We start from the raw sequence: 17,989 nt of genomic DNA, 5'->3' as shown, positions 1-17,989 counted from the left end.
GCGCATGACCCGAGTTGCCCTCATCGACGACCATGAGTCCGTGCGGCTCGGGCTCGAGGCGGCGTGCGAAAGGGGCGGTACCGAGACTGTCGTCTTCTCCGGGAGCAACGTCACCGCGTACCTCGATTGGCGTCGTTTCAGCCGCGCCGCGCCCGCCGACGTCGTCGTGCTCGACCTGACCCTCGGCGACGGCACGACCGTGACCGAGAACGTCAGCAACCTTACGTTCGACGGATCGAGCGTCATCATCCACAGCGTCGCCGACCGGCCCTCCGCCGTCCGCGAAGCGCTCGCCGCAGGAGCCGCCGGCGTCGTGAGCAAGTCCTCGCCGATCGGCGACGTCATCGCCGCGATCCGCACCGTGGCCGACGGTGAGCCGCTCAACAACGTCGAGTGGGCCAGCGCCGTCGAGGGAGACCGCGCCTTCGCCGACGCGCAGCTGTCCGCACGGGAGCGTGAAGTGCTCCGGCTCTACGCGGCGGGCCTGCCGCTCAAAGCTGTCGCCGACCGGCTCGGGGTCGCGTATTCGACGGCCAAGGAGAACATCACGCGCGTGCGCGTGAAATACGTCGAAGTCGGCCGTCCCGCGCCGACGAAGGTCGATCTGCTGCGCCGCGCCATGGAGGACGGCATCCTCTCCCAGTCGACCGGGGGCGCCGCGGGTGACGACTGATCCGGCGCGGACGATCCTCGACGACGCCTGGGGCCACATCCCGCAGACGCGCGAGACGACGGCCGGGCTCGGATCGTTCACACGCCGCCGGATCGAACGCGCGCTCGACATCGTCATCGGCTTCGGATGCCTCGCCCTCGGGCTGCAGGCCTTCTTCGCGGCGCTCACCTCACGAGAAGAGGCGCCGGGCTGGCACGATCTCCTCGTCGTGGTGACCTTCGCGCCGCTCGCGGTCATGGTGCTCGTGTGCTTCGTCGGACGCGGCGTCAAGCTCTTCGCGGGCCTCTTCGCCTTCGTGTACCTCGCGGCGCTGATCGTGTGGCCGTTCGCAACGCAGGGGGTGACATCCGACCCCTCGGTGGAGCCGTGGATCTGGTACCTCGTCAACGTCGGGACCCTCGCGGCGATCCTCGCGTTCTCCCTGCGCATGCAGCTCGTGTGGACGGTGCTCCTGCCGGTCGTCTTCGGCGTCGTCCGGCTCATGCAGGGCGACTTCGCGCAGGAGTACTGGATCCCCGTGCTGAGCGACGTCGCCTTCGCCCTGATCCTCGGCGGCATCCTCTTCACGCTCGCGTGGCTGTTCCGCTCGGTCGCGGTCAACGTCGACGAGACACGTTTGCGGGCCGTCGAGTCCTATGCCCTCGCCGCGGCTGCCGACGCGGTCGAGAAGGAGCGCGTCGAGGTCGCCGCCCTCATGCACGACAGCGTCCTCGCGGCACTCATCGCGGCGGAGCGTGCGCACACCGACCGTCAGCGCGCGCTCGCTGCGGCGATGGCCCGCGAGGCGCTGACCCGGCTCGCGAACGCCGAGCAGGATCCCGAAGAGGGCAGTGACGAGCCGACGGATGCCGCTGCCATCGCCGACGGCATCGAGAAGGCGGCTCTCGAGCTCGGCGTCGCGATCACGACCGAGCGCTCGATCGTCGGCGACCATCCCTCGGTCCCGGGCCGGATCGCGCGGGCGCTGTCGCTCGCGGCGATGCAGGCCATCACGAACGCGATCGAGCACGCGGACGGCGACGGGCTCGCCGTGAGCGTGAACGCCGCGCCGGACCCCGTGCGGGTCCGCATCGAGGTGCGCGACCGCGGTGGTGGATTCGACCTGGAGGAAGTGCCGGACGACCGGCTCGGCATCCGAGGGTCCATCCTCGCGCGCGTCGCGGCTGTCGGCGGCACCGCCTCGATCACCTCGGGAGAGCGCGGCACGACGGTCCGCATCGAATGGCGGGAGGGCGGGCCGTGATCAGCGTCCGAAGGGTCCTGGTGTGGCTCGGGGTCGCTTTCACGGCGTACCTCCCTGCCCGGAGCCTGCCTTGGACAGGCGAGATCGCCTACCCGTTCGTCCTCGCACTCGCCCTGAGCCTCTACCTCGTCACGACGTGGCTGTGCATCTTCTGGAATCCGCCGCGGCGCAACCGCGGGCCGGCGCCGACGCCTCCGATCGGTATCCAGGGGCCGACCGCGCTCCCGCTGTGGGCCTGCGTCATGTCGCTGGCGTGCGCCGCGCTCGTGCCGACGAGCGTCGCGCTCGCCGTCGGGCCCGGCTCCGAGACCGAGCCGTTCGCGACGTGGTATCTGGGTGGGATCGGCGCCCTCATGGCGATCGTCATGGTGCGGCGACGGCCGTGGGTCGCGTGGACGGGCATCGTCGTGCTGAGCATCGCGGCCATGGCGTGGATGGGCCCCCTCGAGGCGCTGAATCTGGGACTCGTCGGCTCGATCGTGTGGGTCGGGGCCGCGCAGCTGCTGCTGTACTCGATCGACCGCGCCGCACGCGACACGGAGCATCTCGCGCAGCTTCAGCGCGCCGCATCCGCCTGGCAGGCCTCTCAAGTGGTCCGTCAGCGCGAACGCCGCGTGCAGGTGCAGCGGGCTCTCGCCGTTGCGGGCCCGGTCCTCAGCCGCACTGTCGCGACGGGCGGGGCCCTCGACGATGCACAGCGGCTCGAGGCGCGCATCGCGGAAGGTGCGCTCCGCGACGAGATGCGCGCGCCCCGGCTGCTCGACGACGACGTCCGCGCGGAGCTCGAGGCCGTGCGCCGTCGGGGCGGCGCCGCGACGGTACTCGACGAGGGCGGTCTCGATGATCTGGCCGAGCCATCCCTCGCCCTCATCCGCACGCAGCTGGCCGACACCCTTCGCACATCGGCCTCGGATCGTCTCTACATCCGCACGTCGCCGGACGAACGCGTCGCCGTCACGATCGTCGGCCGGTCGGCGACCGGCTCGGGCGTCGCCGACGAGGATGTCGTGGATCTCTGGCACGAGATCGCGCACCCGCGCTGAGGCGGATCGCAGCGGCGCGGTGACGCGGATCGCAGCGGCGCGGTGACGCGGATCGCAGCCCAGCAGGCCGTTAAGGAACTCGCTCCCCGTCTCGGTGGGGGAGGGGAACCGAGGCGGGGAGCGGAATCTGAAGGGGCGGGGGGCGGCGATACGCCAGCCCCCCGCCATGCGGACAGTTACCCGAAAACCGTCCGCGTGGCCGAACCTGGGCTGCTTGGGACAGTCAGGCCAGCCGAACGCAAATGCGTTCCAGCAAGATCAAGTATTCAGGGATGCAAGCAATCCGTCTGTAGGTATTTCGGGGGACAAATCCGGAAATCGTGGGGGACAGGTTCCCCGACGACGGATGCGGCGTCCCCCGGGGGCGTCATCCGCCCCGCACCCACCCGAGCTCGCGCCGCAGGGGCTCGCGGAACGAGCGCTGCGAGAGGGCCCACGCCGAGCGATTCGGGGGCTCGTCCGCGACGGCGCCCTGCGCTTCTTCGACGTAGGCCTCGCTGACGACGGCGATGAGCGCCGCGAGTTCGAGGTCGGTCGGCTCGCCGCCCAGCACCTCGACGGTGATGCCGTCGAGGTGGCTCGTGCCGTCGGCCGCGCTCACAGCGGGATGTTCCCGTGCTTCTTGGGCGGGAGGCTCGCGCGCTTGCCGCGCAGCGCGCGCAGCGCCTTCGCGATCGATACGCGCGTCTGGGCCGGCTCGATGATGCCGTCGAGTTCGCCGCGCTCGGCGGCGAGGAACGGCGACGCGACGTTGTACGTGTACTCGTTCGCGAGGCGCGTCCGGACGGCCGCGACATCCTCGCCCGCCTCTTCGGCGCGCTTGATCTCGCCGCGGTACAGGATGTTGACGGCGCCCTGGCCGCCCATGACGGCGATCTCGGCAGTCGGCCATGCGAGATTGACGTCGGCGCCGAGCTGCTTGGAGCCCATGACGATGTACGCGCCGCCGTACGCCTTCCGGAGGATGACGGTCACGAGGGGGACGGTCGCCTCGGCATACGCGTAGAGGAGCTTCGCTCCGCGGCGGATGACGCCCGTCCACTCCTGGTCCGTGCCGGGCAGGTACCCGGGGACGTCGACGAGCGTCACGATCGGGATCGAGAACGCGTCGCAGAAGCGGACGAAGCGGCTCGCCTTCTCGCCCGCCTCGATGTTGAGCGTGCCGGCCATCTGGGACGGCTGATTCGCGATGATGCCGACTGTGCGCCCCTCGACGCGGCCGAAGCCGATCACGATGTTGGGCGCGAAGAGCGGCTGGACCTCGAGGAAGTCGCCGGCGTCGACGATCGAGCGGATGACGCCGTGGATGTCGTAGGGCTGGTTCGGCGAGTCCGGGATGACGGAATTCAGCGTGCGGTCGGCATCCGTCGTCTCCCACTCGAAGTCCGACTCGTAGACCGGGAGCTCCGACATGTTGTTGTCGGGGAGGAAGCCCAGGAGCGTGCGGACGTAGTCGAGCGCGTCGTCCTCGTCCTCGGCGAGGTAGTGGGCGACGCCCGAGCGCGTGTTGTGCGTGTAGGCGCCGCCGAGCTCCTCCATGCCGACGTCCTCGCCCGTGACGGTCTTGATGACGTCGGGGCCGGTCACGAACATCTGGCTGGTCTTGTCGACCATGACGACGAAGTCGGTGAGGGCGGGGGAGTACACCGCGCCGCCGGCGGCGGGACCCATGACGATCGAGATCTGGGGGATGACGCCGGATGCCGCGGTGTTCAGGCGGAAGATCTCGCCGTACTTGCCGAGGGCGATGACGCCCTCCTGGATGCGGGCGCCGCCGGAGTCCAGCATCCCGACGCATGGCATGCCGCCCCGCATCGCGAACTCCATGATCTTGATGATCTTCTCGCCGGCCGCCTCGCCGAGCGAGCCGCCGAAGGTCGAGAAGTCCTGCGCGTAGACGGCGATGGTGCGGCCGTGGATCGTGCCGACGCCCGTGACGACGGAATCGCCGTAGGGGCGGGACTTGTCCATGCCGAATGCCGTCGTGCGGTGGCGCACGTATTCGTCGAACTCGACGAACGAGCCCTTGTCGACGAGCTGCTCGATGCGCTCGCGGGCCGTCTGCTTGCCCTTCGCGTGCTGCTTGGTCTGGGCGGCCTCTTCGGCATCGAGCACGGCTTCCTGGTAGCGAGCGCGCAGGTCCGCGATCTTGCCGGCAGTCGTTGAGAGGTCGGGCTTGTCGGTCACGGATTCCACACTATCGGCGGCGGATCCGAGAAGGTTGGAGGGTTCGCACAAGGGGACGTGGCATCCGCTGTCTCGATCCCGGATCGAGCCCATTCATCGCCGCTCGTCGAAATTCGCCCGCGCAGCATCGGCGCAGCGGGGGTATGGTCGGTCCCGGTGATGCGAAGACGCATGGGCGATCGGGCGCCGCTGACGAGGTTGACGGCGGTGCTGGGTGCGATCGTGCTCCTCGTCGGTCTGGCCGACGCGCCGGCCGAGGGGGCGACGAGCGAACCTCATCCGAGCCCGTACCCGCAAGAATCGGGCAGTGTTACAGCCACCCCGCACGCGACTCCGACCCCGGATCTGGGCCAAGTCCTGGAGCCCTCACCGAATCCAGAGCCCTCGGCGCCGGCCGTCGAGTCGATGCAGCGCGGTGAGCCGGACTCAGACGCGCTTGTGAACTCACAGTTGGACCGCGCCACAGCGACGGGTGCGATGGAGCCGCGGCTCGCAGGAGCAGATCGTTTTGCCACGAGCACGGCCGCCGCGCGAGCAGCCTTTCCCGACGGCGCCGCGACTGTCCTCATCGCGTCGGGGTACTCACCTGCTGATGGGATCATCGCCGCCGGCATCGCGGCGACTCAGGGGGCGCCACTCCTATACGTGAACCAGTCGTCAGTTCCCGACGGTGTCGCCGCCGAGGTCGCTCGCCTCGGACCGGAGTCGATAATCGTTGTCGGAGGCGAGCCCTCAGTCTCGTCAGCAGTCTTCGAGAGTCTGCGTGCCTTGGCGCCCGACGTCCGCCGGTTCGGGGGCGTTAACCGCTATGAGACCTCCCGTATGGCCCTGGTCGACCGGACGACCCCGGCTCCCACGGTCTACCTGTCCAATGGGGCGAACCTCGTGGACGCACCATTCGCCTCGGTCGCCGCGGCTGCGACTGGTAACGGAGCCCTCTTGGTCGACGGTGTCGCCCCAGCGGTCGATGCCGCAACACTCGATGCGCTCCGTGATGTCGGGGCAAACTCGCTCGTGCTCGCAGGCGGCCTCACCAATATCGGCGCGGCGTATGAGCAGTCGCTTCGTAGCGCCGGGTTCACCCTGACGCGCCGAGCCGGCGCCGACCGCCATGAGACGGCTGTCCTCATGAGCCGGGAGCGCACGGAGCCAGCGGAGCGCGCCATCGTCGCCAATTCGATGTCGGCCCCAGACGTTTCGGTCGCGGCTGCGCTCGCCGCCGCATCTGGTCAGGCACTCTTCTACGCGCTCAAGCCGTGCATGCCAGACGTAGTCTCGGCCACTGTCGAGGCGGCTGCCCTCGCCGTTACAGCTGTCGGCGGTCCAGAGTGGCTCGGCGCAGCTGTGCTCGCAAACCGATCGTGCACGACCGAGCGACTGGCGAGTCAGACCAGCCTCAACTCAGAGATCCGGGCCACCCTGGCGCAGTACCCTGGTTCGTTTTCGGTATCAGTCCGGCAGTGGGGTGGTCTCGACGCCGTGACGGACATCGGCGGGGCTATCCGGCGTGAACCGGCGAGCATGATGAAGCTCTTCGCTGCGTGGGCCGCGCTGAAGAAGATCGAATCAGGGGCTGCCGGATTCAGCACGATGTTGCCATCCGGGGTGGATCTCAACAATTGCCTGCATGTGATGATTCACGCGTCCGACAACTATTGCCACTCCGACATCGTTCACTGGATCGGCATCGGCCAGCTGAATCGCATGATCGCGGATGCCGGTTTTCCCAACACCTCCTACGGAACGGTGCCGAACGGTGCGAGTGTGCTCTACGCCGGCAATCGCTCGACGACCAATGATCTCGTCGGAATGCTCGAGAAGCTCACCGCAGGGACGGCCCTCTCTCGCCCGTACGCCGACCATCTGCTCTCCCTCATGGGAATCCAGATCTTTCGCACACGCATCGCGTCCGGAATTCCGCCGGGCGTGGCCCAGGTGAGCAAACCAGGCGCACTGTGGCTTGCGTCGGGGCTGCTTCAAGCGGACACAGCTATCGTGTACAGCCCTGCAGGTCCGTACATGATCTCCATGATCGGTGATGCGGGGCCGCCGCAGGCCGCGCTGCGAGCCGTCTCACGGACGGTCTATGAGCACTTCAACGGACCTTTCGGCGCTGCGATGGTGTATCCCGCGCAGCAGATGGCGACAGTCCGCGCGACCGCGTTGCGAACCTCACCGGGAGGCGCAATGACGGTGGTGGTGCCCGCAGGAACGCCCATCCAGGTGAATGATGCGAATCGAACCTGGTACAAGGTGCAATGGGGGAACGGAGAGCTCTGGGCGACCGTTCACGATCTGCGGAACCGCTGACGGCACCTTCGCACGACTGTCAAGCCGTCCCTCCCGTCAGCCTGCGCGCGTAGGGTGTCGGCATGTCGATCCCCGCCGAAGGCTTCCCGCTCGCCGCCGCTGTCAGCCCCCGCGTCCAGGTCGTCGATTCGACGGGCTCGACGAACGCGGATGTCGTGGATGCCCTCCTCGGCGCCCCGGAGGACTGGCCGCACCTCGCGCTGCTGCTGACGACGGATCAGCGATCGGGTCGCGGCCGGCTCGACCGCAGCTGGACGACCCCGCCGGGGACCGCCCTTGCCGTCTCCGTCGTCGTGCGCGTTCCGGGGCTTCCCGTGCAGGCGCGCGGATGGATCCCGCTCGTCGCGGGGGCCGCGATGACGCGCGCGATCGCCGCGCAGGTGCTCGGCACGGGGCACGACGCGCGCCTCAAGTGGCCGAACGACGTCCTGCTCGACGGTGCGAAGATCTGCGGCATCCTCGCGGAGGTCGTACCCGGCATGCCCGACGCCGTCGTCATCGGCGCGGGAGTCAACACCCGGATGCCGCAGATCGACCTTCCCGTGCCCACGGCGACCTCGTTCGAGGCCGCGGGCCTCGTGTGCGACGAGGACCGCCTGCTCGCGGACTACCTCACGGCCCTCGACGAGCAGCTCACGGCGCTCGGGGCGGCCGGGGGAGACGCCGTCGCGGCCGGCGTGCTCGCGGGTGTCGAAGGGCTGTGCTCGACTCTCGCGCGCGACGTCGTGGTCTCTCTCCCGGATGGGACGAAGCTCGAGGGGCGTGCGCAGGCGATCGACCCGGACGGGCGCTTCGTCGTCGTGTCGGGCGAGATCGAGACGGCGGTCTCGGCGGGCGATGTCGTCCACGTGCGCTGAGCCGGGGCCCGGGCGGGACCCGGATCCTGCGGCGAGGCGGCGCACAGTGTCGCCGGTGCCGTCCACAATGGGAGCATGACCCAGCCGGTGTCGTTCGGGGGCCGCCCCCTCACGCCGGCTCCCGGCGTGCCCACGCCCGAGCTGCGGGTCGCGCGCTTCCGCAGCCATGCGCGGCGGCTGGTATGGCCGTCGCTCGTGGTCGTCGCCGTCGCGGGTGCCGTCGGCTTCTTCTACGGCAACCTGCCCGCCCCGTTCCGCAACTGGATGCTGCTGACCGCCGCGGCCGTCGTGCTGCTCCTGCTCGCCCTCTGGCCGTTCCTCGCGTGGTGGTCGCGCACGTGGACGATCACGACCAAGCGCGTCATCGAGCGGTCCGGTGTCCTCGTGCCGCGCCGCCGCGAGCTGACGCACGTGCGCGGATACGCGATCCAGCTCACGCGCGGGCCGCTCCAGCGGATGTGGGGCGCCGGCACGCTCATTCTCTCCAACGGGGTCGACGAGCCGATGCGGCTCATGAACGTGCCGACGGTCGATCTCGTCAACGAATGCCTCGTCGACCAGGTCGAGGTGAACCAGATCCTCGCCCACCGCGAGCTGCCGCTCCCGCAGTATCCCGCTGCCCCTACGGCGCCGCCCGCGCCGCCGGCGCCTCCCGCACCGTGAGGTCCCGTCACCCCGCGTCGTGCGGGATGATGGAGTGTACCGAGAGAGGGAGTCCCATGCCTTTGCGCGTCGGAGTCGTCGGAGGCGGCCAGCTCGCCCGCATGATGATCGCACCCGCTGTCGAGCTCGGCGTCGAACTGCGCGTGCTCGCAGAGGACGACGGGATGGCGGCCGCGCTCGCGGCATCCGCCGTCGGCGACTATCGCGACGTCGAGACGGTCCTCGCCTTCGCACGCGAGGTCGACGTCATCACCTTCGACCACGAGCACGTGCCGCAGGACGTGCTCGTCGCCCTCGTCGAGGCGGGCGTCGCCGTCCGGCCGGGGCCCGGCGCCCTCCGCTTCGCGCAGGACAAGCTGCTCATGCGCGCGCGCCTGGATGAGCTCGGGATGCCCCAGCCCGACTGGGCGGCCGTCTCGGACGCCGCGCAGCTGCAGGAGTTCCTCGACGCCCACGGCGGCCGCGCCGTCGTCAAGACGCCGCGCGGAGGCTACGACGGCAAGGGAGTCCGTGTCGTCTCGGCCGCCACCGAGGCCGACGACTGGTTCGCGGCGCTCGCGGAGGATGCGCGCGGCGGTGCCCTCCTGGTCGAGGAGCTCGTCGACTTCACGCGCGAACTCGCGCAGCAGGTCGCACGCAGGCCATCGGGCCACGTGCGCGCCTACCGCGTCGTCGAGACAGTCCAGCGCGACGGCGTGTGCGCCGAGGTCATCGCGCCCGCTCCGCACGCGAGCGACCGCTGCCACGAGGTCGCCGAGCAGATCGGCATCGCGATCGCCGAAGGCCTCGACGTCACGGGCATGCTCGCGGTCGAACTCTTCGAGACGACCGACGAGCGCCTGCTCGTCAACGAGCTCGCGATGCGCCCGCACAACAGCGGTCACTGGAGCCAGGACGGCGCCGTCACGAGCCAGTTCGAGCAGCACCTGCGCGCCGTGCTCGACCTGCCCCTCGGCGACCCGTCGCCGCTGGCCGCATGGTCGGTCATGGTCAACATCCTGGGCGGGCCCGCCGAAGAGCCGCTCGAGGCGCGGTTCCCCGCGGCGCTCGAGGAGTACCCCGCCGCGAAGCTGCACACCTACGGCAAGGCGCCGCGCCCCGGTCGCAAGGTCGGGCACGTCAATTCCGTGGGGAACGATCTCGACGATGTCGCCTACGTCGCGCGTGCCGCGGCATCCCACTTCCTCGACTGACCCTCTCTGGCCGATTGCCGTGCGGGAGGCGGGGGTGGCCGCGCCGTTGCGGGCTTCTTCCAGCCATGCGGCCTACCCTTGACGGGTGACTCGCCCCCTGCACTCCTCCGAAGCCCCTCTCGTCGGCGTCGTCATGGGGTCCGACTCGGACTGGCGCGTCATGAGCGACGCCTCGCAGGTGCTCACGGACTTCGGCATCCCGCACGAGGTCGAGGTCGTCTCGGCCCACCGCACCGTTGAGAAGCTCGTCAGCTACGGCCGTGAGGCCAGGGGTCGCGGCATCCGCGTCATCATCGCCGGCGCCGGCGGCGCCGCCCATCTTCCCGGCATGCTCGCCTCTCTCACGGCTCTTCCGGTCGTCGGCGTGCCCGTGCCGCTCGCCTACCTCGACGGCATGGACTCGCTCCTGAGCATCGTGCAGATGCCCGCCGGCATCCCCGTCGCGACCGTCTCGATCGGCGGTGCGAAGAATGCGGGCCTGCTCGCGGCGCGGATCCTGGGGACGACGGATGCCGCACTCGGCGATCGCGTCGAGGAGTACGCGCGCGACCTCGAGTCGCAGGTCGAGGCCAAGAACCGGCGGCTCAAGGAGTCTCTGTGAGCGTCCTGAGCCCGCCGCGGGCGGCCGGCGCGTCATCCGCTGCTCCTCGTCATCTCGTCGAGGAGCAGCCGCTCCGCTATCCCGACGCCTCGTCGCGGCCGTTCATGACCCAGCGCGGCTGGTGGCTCGTGGGGCTCAACTTCCTGATGCCCGGGTCGGCGCAGGTCGTCGCAGGCAACCGTCGTCTCGGTCGCATCGGGATCGCGGCCACGCTCACGATGTGGGTGCTCGTGGTGTTCGGCATCCTCTCGGCCGTCCTGTGGCGCTCAGCCCTCGTGACGCTCGCGACCAACTGGTTCTTCCTGCTCGGCGCGCAGATCGTGCTGATCGCGTACGCCGTGCTGTGGGTCGTCCTGACGATCGACACGCTGCGGCTCGTGCGGCTCGTTCGGACGGGCGGCGCGGCGCGGTTCGGCATCGGGCTGGTCTCGGTCGCCCTCCTCGTGCTCTCGGGCGGGGGCGCCGTCTATGCGTCGCAGGCCGTCGGCACGGTGCGCGACACTCTGGGGTCGATCTTCGGCGCGAGCGCGGCATCCGTCCCCCCTTCCGACGGGTACTACAACATCCTGCTCCTGGGCGCCGACAGCGGAGAGGGCCGCGACTCCATGCGGTTCGACAGCATCTCGGTCGTCTCGGTCAATGCCGACACGGGCGCCGTCACGATCACGGGCATCCCGCGCGACATGCCGCATTTCCCGTTCGCCGAGGGGCCCATGAAGGACCTCTATCCCGACGTTCACGAGGGCCATTCCGATCAGACCTGCGGGTGGAGCAGCGGCATCAACCAGTTGCGCACCGAGGTCGAGGTGTGTCGCGATGGAAACGCGCTGTATCCGGATGCCGTCGCCAACGGCTCGACGCCGGCCGTCGAGGCCACCAAGGACGCGGCCGAAGGCATCCTCGGCATCGAGATCCCGTACTACGTCTTCATCGACATGCACGGCTTCGCAGCGCTCGTCGACGCCCTGGGCGGGGTCGACATCACGGTCGCCGAGCGCCTGCCCGAAGGTGGCGGACCCGCGTGGGAGGGTCAGCCCGCCGACGAGTGGGCGACCGGCTGGATCGAAGCCGGAGCGCAGCACATGGACGGCGACACGGCGCAGTGGTACGCCCGCTCGCGCTACACGACGAGCGACTTCGACCGCATGAAGCGCCAACGGCAGCTGCAGGAGGCGATGCTGGCGCAGTTCACGCCTACGACCGTCCTGACGCGCTTCAGCGACATCGCGGCAGCGGGCACAGCGATCGTCGAGACCGACCTGCCGCAGTCGATACTCCCGTACTTCGCCGACCTCGCCGTCAAGTCCAAGGAGCAGCTCGTCTCGACCATCGAGCTCACGCCCGAGGGCGGCATCGACGAATACGAGCCCGACTTCGCGTACATCCGGCAGCTCATCCAGACGGCGCTGCATCCGCCGTCGCCGTCACCGGAGGGCTGAGCGGTGGTCGCGACTCTGCGCCTCATGCTCGATCAGGTCGCCGCCCCCCTCGACGAGGACCTCGCGACCGCATCGCGGGAGCTCACGCGGGCGCTCATCGCCTCCGCGCCGGCGGGGTGCGAGGTCGAGGGGATCCTGCCCGGCGTCGCCGCCGCGCGCGTCGACGAGATCGCGCTCGAGCTGCCGGGCCTCGCACGACTGCACAAGGTCGCCCTCGCGCGCCGTGAGCTGTCGGCCGCGCTCCAGCTCGGCGTCGCGACGGGAATCGGGGGCGGGATGCTGCACTCTCCGTCGCTCTTCGCCCCGCTCGTCAAGCACGATCGTGTGCACGACAACGATCAGACGGTCGTGACGCTGTGGGACTTCCGCGCGTGGGAGGCGCCCTCGGAGCTCTCGCGCACCGTCGTCGGCTGGCAGCGGGCGATGCTCAAGCGCGCCGTCAAGCACGCCGACGCGATCGTCGTTCCGACGCATTCGATGGCCGAATCGCTCTCGGACCTGGCGCCGGGTCTCGGGGAGCGCGTACGGGTCATCGCCGGGGCTGCACCCGCCGGCTTCGCCGTCCCGTCGGACGAGGTCGGGCGGCGGCGCGTGCTCGATGTGCCGGAGGGTTTCGTCCTCCTGTCTGGTGGCTCAGCGCCGTCGGACGCTCTGTCGCTCGGCTTCTCGGCGGTCGCTCGCTCTGGGCTGGACGTCCCCGTGCTCGTGATCGACGCGGGCGAGGGGGAGGAGCCTGCTGTCGCAGAGCTCGCCTCCGCCGCTGGGATCCCCGAGCGGAACGTGCACGTGCGGGGCGCGCTTTCGGCGCCCGACCGCGCCGCGGTGTTCGGAGCGGCCGTGGCGCTGCTGGCGCCCTCGGTGCGATCGGCGTTCCCGTGGCGGGTCGTCGAGGCGCTCGCGGTCGGTGTGCCGGTGATCGCGGCGGAGTCGACAGTGCACCGGGAGACGATCGTCGACGGGGGTCTGCTTGTTCTTCCCGAGCCCGAAGCGCTCGGTGAGGCGCTCGCATCGGCGCTCGGCTCGACCGCCGCGGCGGACCGCCTCGGGGTGCTCTCGGGGGACCGAGGGCGCGTGTTCTCGTGGCGCGCTGCGGCCGACCGGGTGTGGCAGCTGCACGCCGACCTGTAACGGCCTTGCTGTGTAACGTTGATTTAGTTCTGCAACTTCCGTCACACTGTTCACATGGCGACGGCGCAAGCCCGACGCCCTCGCGCTCGCGTGGCGTCCCCAATGGCTCTCCTCACAGCGATTCTCGTCGTGCTGGGATTGCTGAGCGCTGTCCCCGCCACCGCAAGCGTCGGTACGGCAGCCCACACCGCAGACATGGTCGTGAAGACAGCTGACCTGACGAAGTTCGAGGCCGGGAACATCATCAGCGATGCCGTGTTCTTCGACCGTGACACGATGTCGGCCGAACAGATCCAGAGTTTCCTTCAGGCGAAGGTCCCGAATTGCCAGGCGGGCTACACGTGCCTCAAGGACTGGTACGACACGTCGCGCACGACCACGCCCGACGCCATGTGCGGCGCGTACTCCGGCGGCATCCGGGAACGCGCTTCGGCGATCATCTTCAAGGTCGCCCAGGCATGCGGGATCAACCCGCAAGTGCTGCTCGCGACGCTCCAGAAGGAGCAGGGACTCGTCCTGCACACGTGGCCCTCCGAGTGGCGGTACACGATCGCGATGGGCCAGGGATGCCCCGACACGGCCGCGTGCGACACGAGGTACTACGGCTTCTTCAACCAGGTCTATGGCGCGGCCTGGCAGTTCAAGCGCTACGCCAACCCGCCCGGAACCTCGCAGTACTTCACGTGGTACGCCCCCGGCAAGACATGGAACGTGCGATACAACCCGAATGCCGCCTGTGGGTCGTCGCCCGTATTCATCCAGAATCAGGCGACCGCGAACCTCTACTACTACACGCCCTACCAGCCCAACGCCGCGGCGCTCCGCGCGGGCTATAGCGAGGGCGACGGGTGCTCGGCATACGGGAACAGGAACTTCTACCAGTACTTCACCGACTGGTTCGGCTCGACCCATGTCCCCGCGAATGCATGCTCGCAACCGTCATCTTCTGCGGTAATGCCAGCTGACGGCGAGTACTTCGTTGCTGTCGCTGCGCTCAATGCTCGAACTGCTCCCTCAACCGCTTGTGAACCTGTCGCACGCTCGCTGGCGGCAGGCACCATTGTGACGCGCGTAGGCGTGTACGGCGATTGGTGGCGAATCCGGATTAGCGGAGAACACTTCTGGGTGTACGGTGCCTATCTCACGCAGACTCAGGCGGTTCCGTACACCACCTCGCGGGTCGCTGGCGCGGATCGGTTCGAGACCGCGGTCGAGGTCTCGAAGCGGACCTATCCGAGCGGGGCATCCACGGTGTTCTTGGCCTCTGGGATCGACTTTCCGGACGCTCTCGCGGCCAGCGCCGCGGCCGGGCGTATCGGCGGGTCGTTGCTGCTCACAGAGCCCACCGCTCTCGTTGGAACGACCGCTGCGGAGATCGCGAGACTTGCTCCCGCCAGGGTTGTCCTGATCGGTGGCGAGGCAAGAATCTCCAGCGATATCGCATCGCAGATCGCTGCGCTCCTACCTGACGCCGCGATGGAGAGAATCGCCGGGCGAGATCGATATGAGACTAGTCGGCTCATCGCGACCGAGTTCTTCCCCGGTGCCACCGCTGCCTACGTCGCCACCGGGGACGCTTTCCCCGACGCGATCGTCGCGGCTTCCCTCGGCGGGGCGCAAGGGCGCCCGGTGATTCTCGTCAATGGTGCCGCTCCGCGGCTCGATCCGTCCACCACGGTGACGCTCCGATCCGCGGGGTTTGGGAGCGTCATCGTGGTGGGGGGCGCCGATCGGGTGAGCGCTGGTGTTGTAGCCGATATCACGGCTACGGGGATCGCGGCGCAACGGATCGCCGGCACTAGTCGGTACGAGACAGCCCGGCTCCTCGTTGCTGCTGCGTACCCCAACGGGACGCCCAAGGTGCTGATGGCGACGGGGGAGAACTTCCCGGACGCGCTCGTGGGCGGTGTCCTGTCGGCGCGGACGTTGAGCCCCCTGCTCACGACGCCGGCGACGTGCCTCGACGGCGGAACGAAAGACTGGATGCTCGCCGCGGGAGTGACGAACGTGACACTCCTAGGAGGTGTCCCCAGCCTCAACGACGCGGTTGCCAAGTCCGTTCGTTGTTGATGGGTTCACCGATCGCCTTACTCAGATCACTACAGGCGTGCGTGCCCCCACGGGTTGGCAATAGCCTCCGGTGAGGCGCTCGGGGCGGTTTCTCAGCGAGTCAGATAGGTCGACAACGTGCCGAGGGCGTCTGGGACCGTGAATCCGGTCGCCTCGATCTTTCCGACGTCGAGCAGGCTGTTGCGAGGCCGCGGTGCGACCGGGCCGATGTTGGACGCGAAGTAGTCGTCAGTTGAAATGCCCGTGACCCTCGACGGGTCGTGTCCGCTGGCCTCGAAGACGCTCCGGGCAATGTCCGCCCACGAGGTGGGCTCGCCGCCGCCGGTGAGGTTATAGATGCCGAAGGGTGAGCCACATCGGAGCAGATGGAGGATGCCGCGGGCGAGGTCCTCGGTGAAGGTGAGGCGTCCGACTTGGTCATCGACGACTTTCGGGTCGATGCCGCGGTCCGCCAGCGACGCCATCGTCTGTACGAAGTTCTTGCCGTCGCCGATCACCCACGAGGTGCGGACGATGTAGTGCTTCGGTGCAGTGCTGACGACCGCGTCCGCGGCGGCTTTTGTCTGACCGTAGACGCCGAGCGGACACAGAGCGTCGTCTTCCCGATAGGCTCGGTCGAGCGCGCCGTCGAAGACGTAGTCGCTTGAGACATGCACGAGCGTCACACCATTTTGCGCGGCCACCCGTGCGAGGGCCGCCGTGCCGTTGACGTTGGCCGCCCACGCATCCGCCCGTCCCTGTGGCGTTTCCGCGTGGTCGACCGCCGTGTACGCGGCGGCGTTGATGATCGTGTCGTAATCGCGCCAGCGGCGTGCTTCCACGAGTTGAGGGGAGGTGAGGTCCAGGTCCGCGCGCGTTGCGTACTCGATCTGAGGAGAGTTGCCGAGTTCGACGCGCAGCGCCCGTCCAAGTTGACCGTTCGCGCCTACGACAAGCGTCTTCCGTGGTGGGATCGGCGTCACGTCGCGCAAGCGGGGATGGGCGAGGTCCTTGGTCGAGATCTCGACGTCGGCGAGCGGGATCGGCCAGCTGATAGCGGCCGTCTCGTCGGAGAGATTCAGGAACGTGTAGGCGGCATCCGGCGACCAATGGTCGTTGACGAGATAGGTGTACGCGGTGTCCCGCTCGAGGGTCTGATAAGCGTTGCCCACGCCACGCGGCACGAAGATCGCCCGTGATGCATCGATCTCCGCGGTGAACACCCGACCGAAAGTGGGCCCCTCGCGAAGATCGACCCAGGCGCCGAAGATGCGGCCCGTCGCGACGGACACCCACTTGTCCCACGGTTCGGCGTGGATGCCTCGTGTGGTGCCGATCGCGTCGTTGAAGGATATGTTGTTCTGCACGGGGCCGAAGTCGTCGAGCCCGAGTGCGGTCATCTTGGCGTGCTGCCAGTTCTCCTTGAACCAGCCGCGGCTGTCTCCGTGGAGGGGCAGTTCCCACAGCACAAGACCCGGGATGCCGGTCTCCACAGCAGCCAGCCGCTTGCCGTATTCAGTCATCGAGGGCGTCCGCACTCACTGGCCGAGACTGGAGTAGAACGCCTCTGTGGCGTCCTTGGCGGGCGACCACCAGCCCTCATGTGCGCGATACCACTCGATGGTTGCGGCAAGACCTGCCGTGAAGTCGCTGTATGCGGGTTGCCAGCCGAGCTCGGTGCGCAGCTTGGTCGAGTCGATCGCATAGCGCAGATCATGGCCGGTCCGGTCCGTCACGTGATCGTAGTCGTCGGCTCTCCGTCCCATGAGACTGAGGATGAGTTCGACAACATTCTTGTTGTTCATCTCACCGTCGGCCCCGATGAGGTAAGTCTGGCCGACGACCCCGTGGTCGAGAATGCTGAGCACCGCAGAGGAGTGGTCGTCGGCGTGAATCCAGTCGCGCACGTTCTCGCCCGCTCCGTAGAGCTTTGGACGGATGCCGCGGAGGACGTTGGTGATCTGCCGGGGGATGAACTTCTCAACGTGCTGGTACGGGCCGTAATTGTTCGAGCAGTTCGAGATCGTCGCCTGCACGCCGAACGAACGGACCCATGCACGGACAAGCAGGTCGCTGCCGGCCTTCGTCGAGGAATAGGGCGAGGACGGGTTGTACGGCGTCGACTCGGTGAACCGCTCGGGGTCGTCAAGCTCCAGGTCGCCGTAAACCTCGTCGGTCGAGATGTGGTGGAAACGTGTCCCGTGTCGACGGGCTGCTTCGAGGAGCGTGTAGGTGCCGATGATGTTGGTGTCGAGGAACGGCCGCGGGTCGTTCAGCGAGTTGTCGTTGTGTGATTCTGCCGCGTAGTGCACGACTGCGTCGACGCCGCCGAACACATCGTCGACCAGGTCCGCGTCGGCGATGTCGCCTTTGACGAACGTCACGCGATCGTCGGGGAGGCCCGCGATCGACGCACGATTTCCCGCGTAAGTCAGCTTGTCGAGCACCGTCACCTGGTCGTCGGTATTTTCGATGACGTGGTGCACGAAGTTGGAGCCGATGAAGCCGGCCCCTCCCGTGACGAGGAGTCTGCGCATCGTTCCAGGATAACCGCAGCGATGCATGCGACGTGACGGCTCAAGAACGATGATCTACGGGCCCGA

At 68.6% G+C, this 17,989-nt stretch carries 15 protein-coding genes; 11 read left to right on the top strand and 4 right to left on the bottom strand.

The features are described from left to right. Positions 1-4 precede the first annotated feature (4 nt). Genes MJ607_RS18050 through MJ607_RS18040 form a run of 3 tightly spaced genes read left to right on the top strand, consistent with a single transcriptional unit; the run spans position 5 to position 2,959 of the window. Positions 5-673: a response regulator transcription factor gene (locus MJ607_RS18050; RefSeq protein WP_243076998.1), complete on the top strand. Its 669-nt coding sequence runs from the start codon at positions 5-7 to the stop codon at positions 671-673. Then, the gene (locus MJ607_RS18045) at positions 663-1,916 is read left to right on the top strand and encodes a sensor histidine kinase (RefSeq protein WP_243076997.1); all 1,254 of its coding nucleotides are present in this window, start codon (positions 663-665) and stop codon (positions 1,914-1,916) included. Before MJ607_RS18050 ends, MJ607_RS18045 begins: the two co-directional genes overlap by 11 nt. After that, complete coding sequence (locus tag MJ607_RS18040; RefSeq protein WP_243076996.1) at positions 1,913-2,959, top strand: hypothetical protein; 1,047 nt, start codon at positions 1,913-1,915, stop codon at positions 2,957-2,959. The genes MJ607_RS18045 and MJ607_RS18040 overlap by 4 nt, the downstream gene beginning before the upstream one ends. Positions 2,960-3,326: 367 nt before the next feature. Here MJ607_RS18040 and MJ607_RS18035 read toward each other — a convergent pair whose 3' ends face one another. Beyond that, a complete protein-coding gene (locus MJ607_RS18035) occupies positions 3,327-3,560 on the bottom strand; it encodes an acyl-CoA carboxylase subunit epsilon (RefSeq protein ID WP_243076995.1) in 234 nt (77 codons plus the stop codon). Beyond that, on the bottom strand, positions 3,557-5,146 hold the full coding sequence (locus MJ607_RS18030) for an acyl-CoA carboxylase subunit beta (RefSeq protein WP_374238075.1): 1,590 nt from the start codon (positions 5,144-5,146) through the stop codon (positions 3,557-3,559). The genes MJ607_RS18035 and MJ607_RS18030 overlap by 4 nt, the downstream gene beginning before the upstream one ends. Positions 5,147-5,203: 57 nt before the next feature. Between MJ607_RS18030 and MJ607_RS18025 the strand changes: the two genes are divergently transcribed. The 8 genes from MJ607_RS18025 (at position 5,204) to MJ607_RS17990 (ending at position 15,407) form a co-directional block, all read left to right on the top strand. After that, positions 5,204-7,456, top strand: coding sequence for a cell wall-binding repeat-containing protein (locus MJ607_RS18025; RefSeq protein WP_243076993.1), 2,253 nt, complete (start codon positions 5,204-5,206; stop codon positions 7,454-7,456). Positions 7,457-7,518: 62 nt separating this feature from the next. Then, a complete protein-coding gene (locus MJ607_RS18020; protein ID WP_243076992.1) occupies positions 7,519-8,313 on the top strand; it encodes a biotin--[acetyl-CoA-carboxylase] ligase in 795 nt (264 codons plus the stop codon). Positions 8,314-8,388: 75 nt separating this feature from the next. Continuing rightward, positions 8,389-8,976, top strand: coding sequence for a PH domain-containing protein (locus MJ607_RS18015; protein WP_243076991.1), 588 nt, complete (start codon positions 8,389-8,391; stop codon positions 8,974-8,976). 56 nt (positions 8,977-9,032) lie between these two features. Next, positions 9,033-10,169, top strand: a complete 1,137-nt coding sequence (locus MJ607_RS18010) for a 5-(carboxyamino)imidazole ribonucleotide synthase (RefSeq protein WP_243076990.1) — start codon at positions 9,033-9,035, stop codon at positions 10,167-10,169. 133 nt (positions 10,170-10,302) lie between these two features. Beyond that, positions 10,303-10,770, top strand: a complete 468-nt coding sequence (gene purE, locus MJ607_RS18005; RefSeq protein ID WP_243077072.1) for a 5-(carboxyamino)imidazole ribonucleotide mutase — start codon at positions 10,303-10,305, stop codon at positions 10,768-10,770. Then, entirely contained in the window at positions 10,767-12,209 is a 1,443-nt protein-coding gene (locus MJ607_RS18000; protein ID WP_243076989.1) for an LCP family protein, read from the top strand. The genes purE and MJ607_RS18000 overlap by 4 nt, the downstream gene beginning before the upstream one ends. Positions 12,210-12,212: 3 nt before the next feature. Then, a complete protein-coding gene (locus MJ607_RS17995; protein ID WP_243076988.1) occupies positions 12,213-13,337 on the top strand; it encodes a glycosyltransferase in 1,125 nt (374 codons plus the stop codon). A gap of 102 nt (positions 13,338-13,439) precedes the next feature. Continuing rightward, positions 13,440-15,407 (top strand): cell wall-binding repeat-containing protein, encoded by a 1,968-nt coding sequence (locus tag MJ607_RS17990; RefSeq protein ID WP_243076987.1) that lies wholly within the window; start codon positions 13,440-13,442, stop codon positions 15,405-15,407. A 92-nt stretch (positions 15,408-15,499) separates the two neighbouring features. Here the strand turns inward: MJ607_RS17990 and MJ607_RS17985 are convergent, their stop codons facing one another. Together MJ607_RS17985 and rfbB are read right to left on the bottom strand one after the other, a co-directional pair. After that, the gene (locus MJ607_RS17985; RefSeq protein ID WP_243076986.1) at positions 15,500-16,909 is read right to left on the bottom strand and encodes a bifunctional dTDP-4-dehydrorhamnose 3,5-epimerase family protein/NAD(P)-dependent oxidoreductase; all 1,410 of its coding nucleotides are present in this window, start codon (positions 16,907-16,909) and stop codon (positions 15,500-15,502) included. Between the two features lie 15 nt (positions 16,910-16,924). Continuing rightward, positions 16,925-17,923: a dTDP-glucose 4,6-dehydratase gene (rfbB, locus tag MJ607_RS17980; RefSeq protein ID WP_243076985.1), complete on the bottom strand. Its 999-nt coding sequence runs from the start codon at positions 17,921-17,923 to the stop codon at positions 16,925-16,927. Positions 17,924-17,989: the final 66 nt, after the last annotated feature.

The organism is Microbacterium sp. SS28 (genome assembly GCF_022761035.1).
Lineage (GTDB): Bacteria > Actinomycetota > Actinomycetes > Actinomycetales > Microbacteriaceae > Microbacterium.
This window is presented reverse-complemented; position numbering and strand designations above follow the sequence as displayed.

Excerpts from the sequence above, each read along its gene's own strand:
- MJ607_RS17990 (WP_243076987.1), top strand. The coding sequence starts at position 13,440 with ATGGCTCTCCTCACAGCGATTCTCGTCGTGCTGGGATTGCTGAGCGCT.
- MJ607_RS18010 (WP_243076990.1), top strand. The coding sequence starts at position 9,033 with ATGCCTTTGCGCGTCGGAGTCGTCGGAGGCGGCCAGCTCGCCCGCATG.
- purE (WP_243077072.1), top strand. The coding sequence starts at position 10,303 with ATGGGGTCCGACTCGGACTGGCGCGTCATGAGCGACGCCTCGCAGGTG.
- MJ607_RS18015 (WP_243076991.1), top strand. The coding sequence starts at position 8,389 with ATGACCCAGCCGGTGTCGTTCGGGGGCCGCCCCCTCACGCCGGCTCCC.
- MJ607_RS17985 (WP_243076986.1), bottom strand. The coding sequence starts at position 16,909 with ATGACTGAATACGGCAAGCGGCTGGCTGCTGTGGAGACCGGCATCCCG.
- rfbB (WP_243076985.1), bottom strand. The coding sequence starts at position 17,923 with ATGCGCAGACTCCTCGTCACGGGAGGGGCCGGCTTCATCGGCTCCAAC.
- MJ607_RS18020 (WP_243076992.1), top strand. The coding sequence starts at position 7,519 with ATGTCGATCCCCGCCGAAGGCTTCCCGCTCGCCGCCGCTGTCAGCCCC.
- MJ607_RS18050 (WP_243076998.1), top strand. The coding sequence starts at position 5 with ATGACCCGAGTTGCCCTCATCGACGACCATGAGTCCGTGCGGCTCGGG.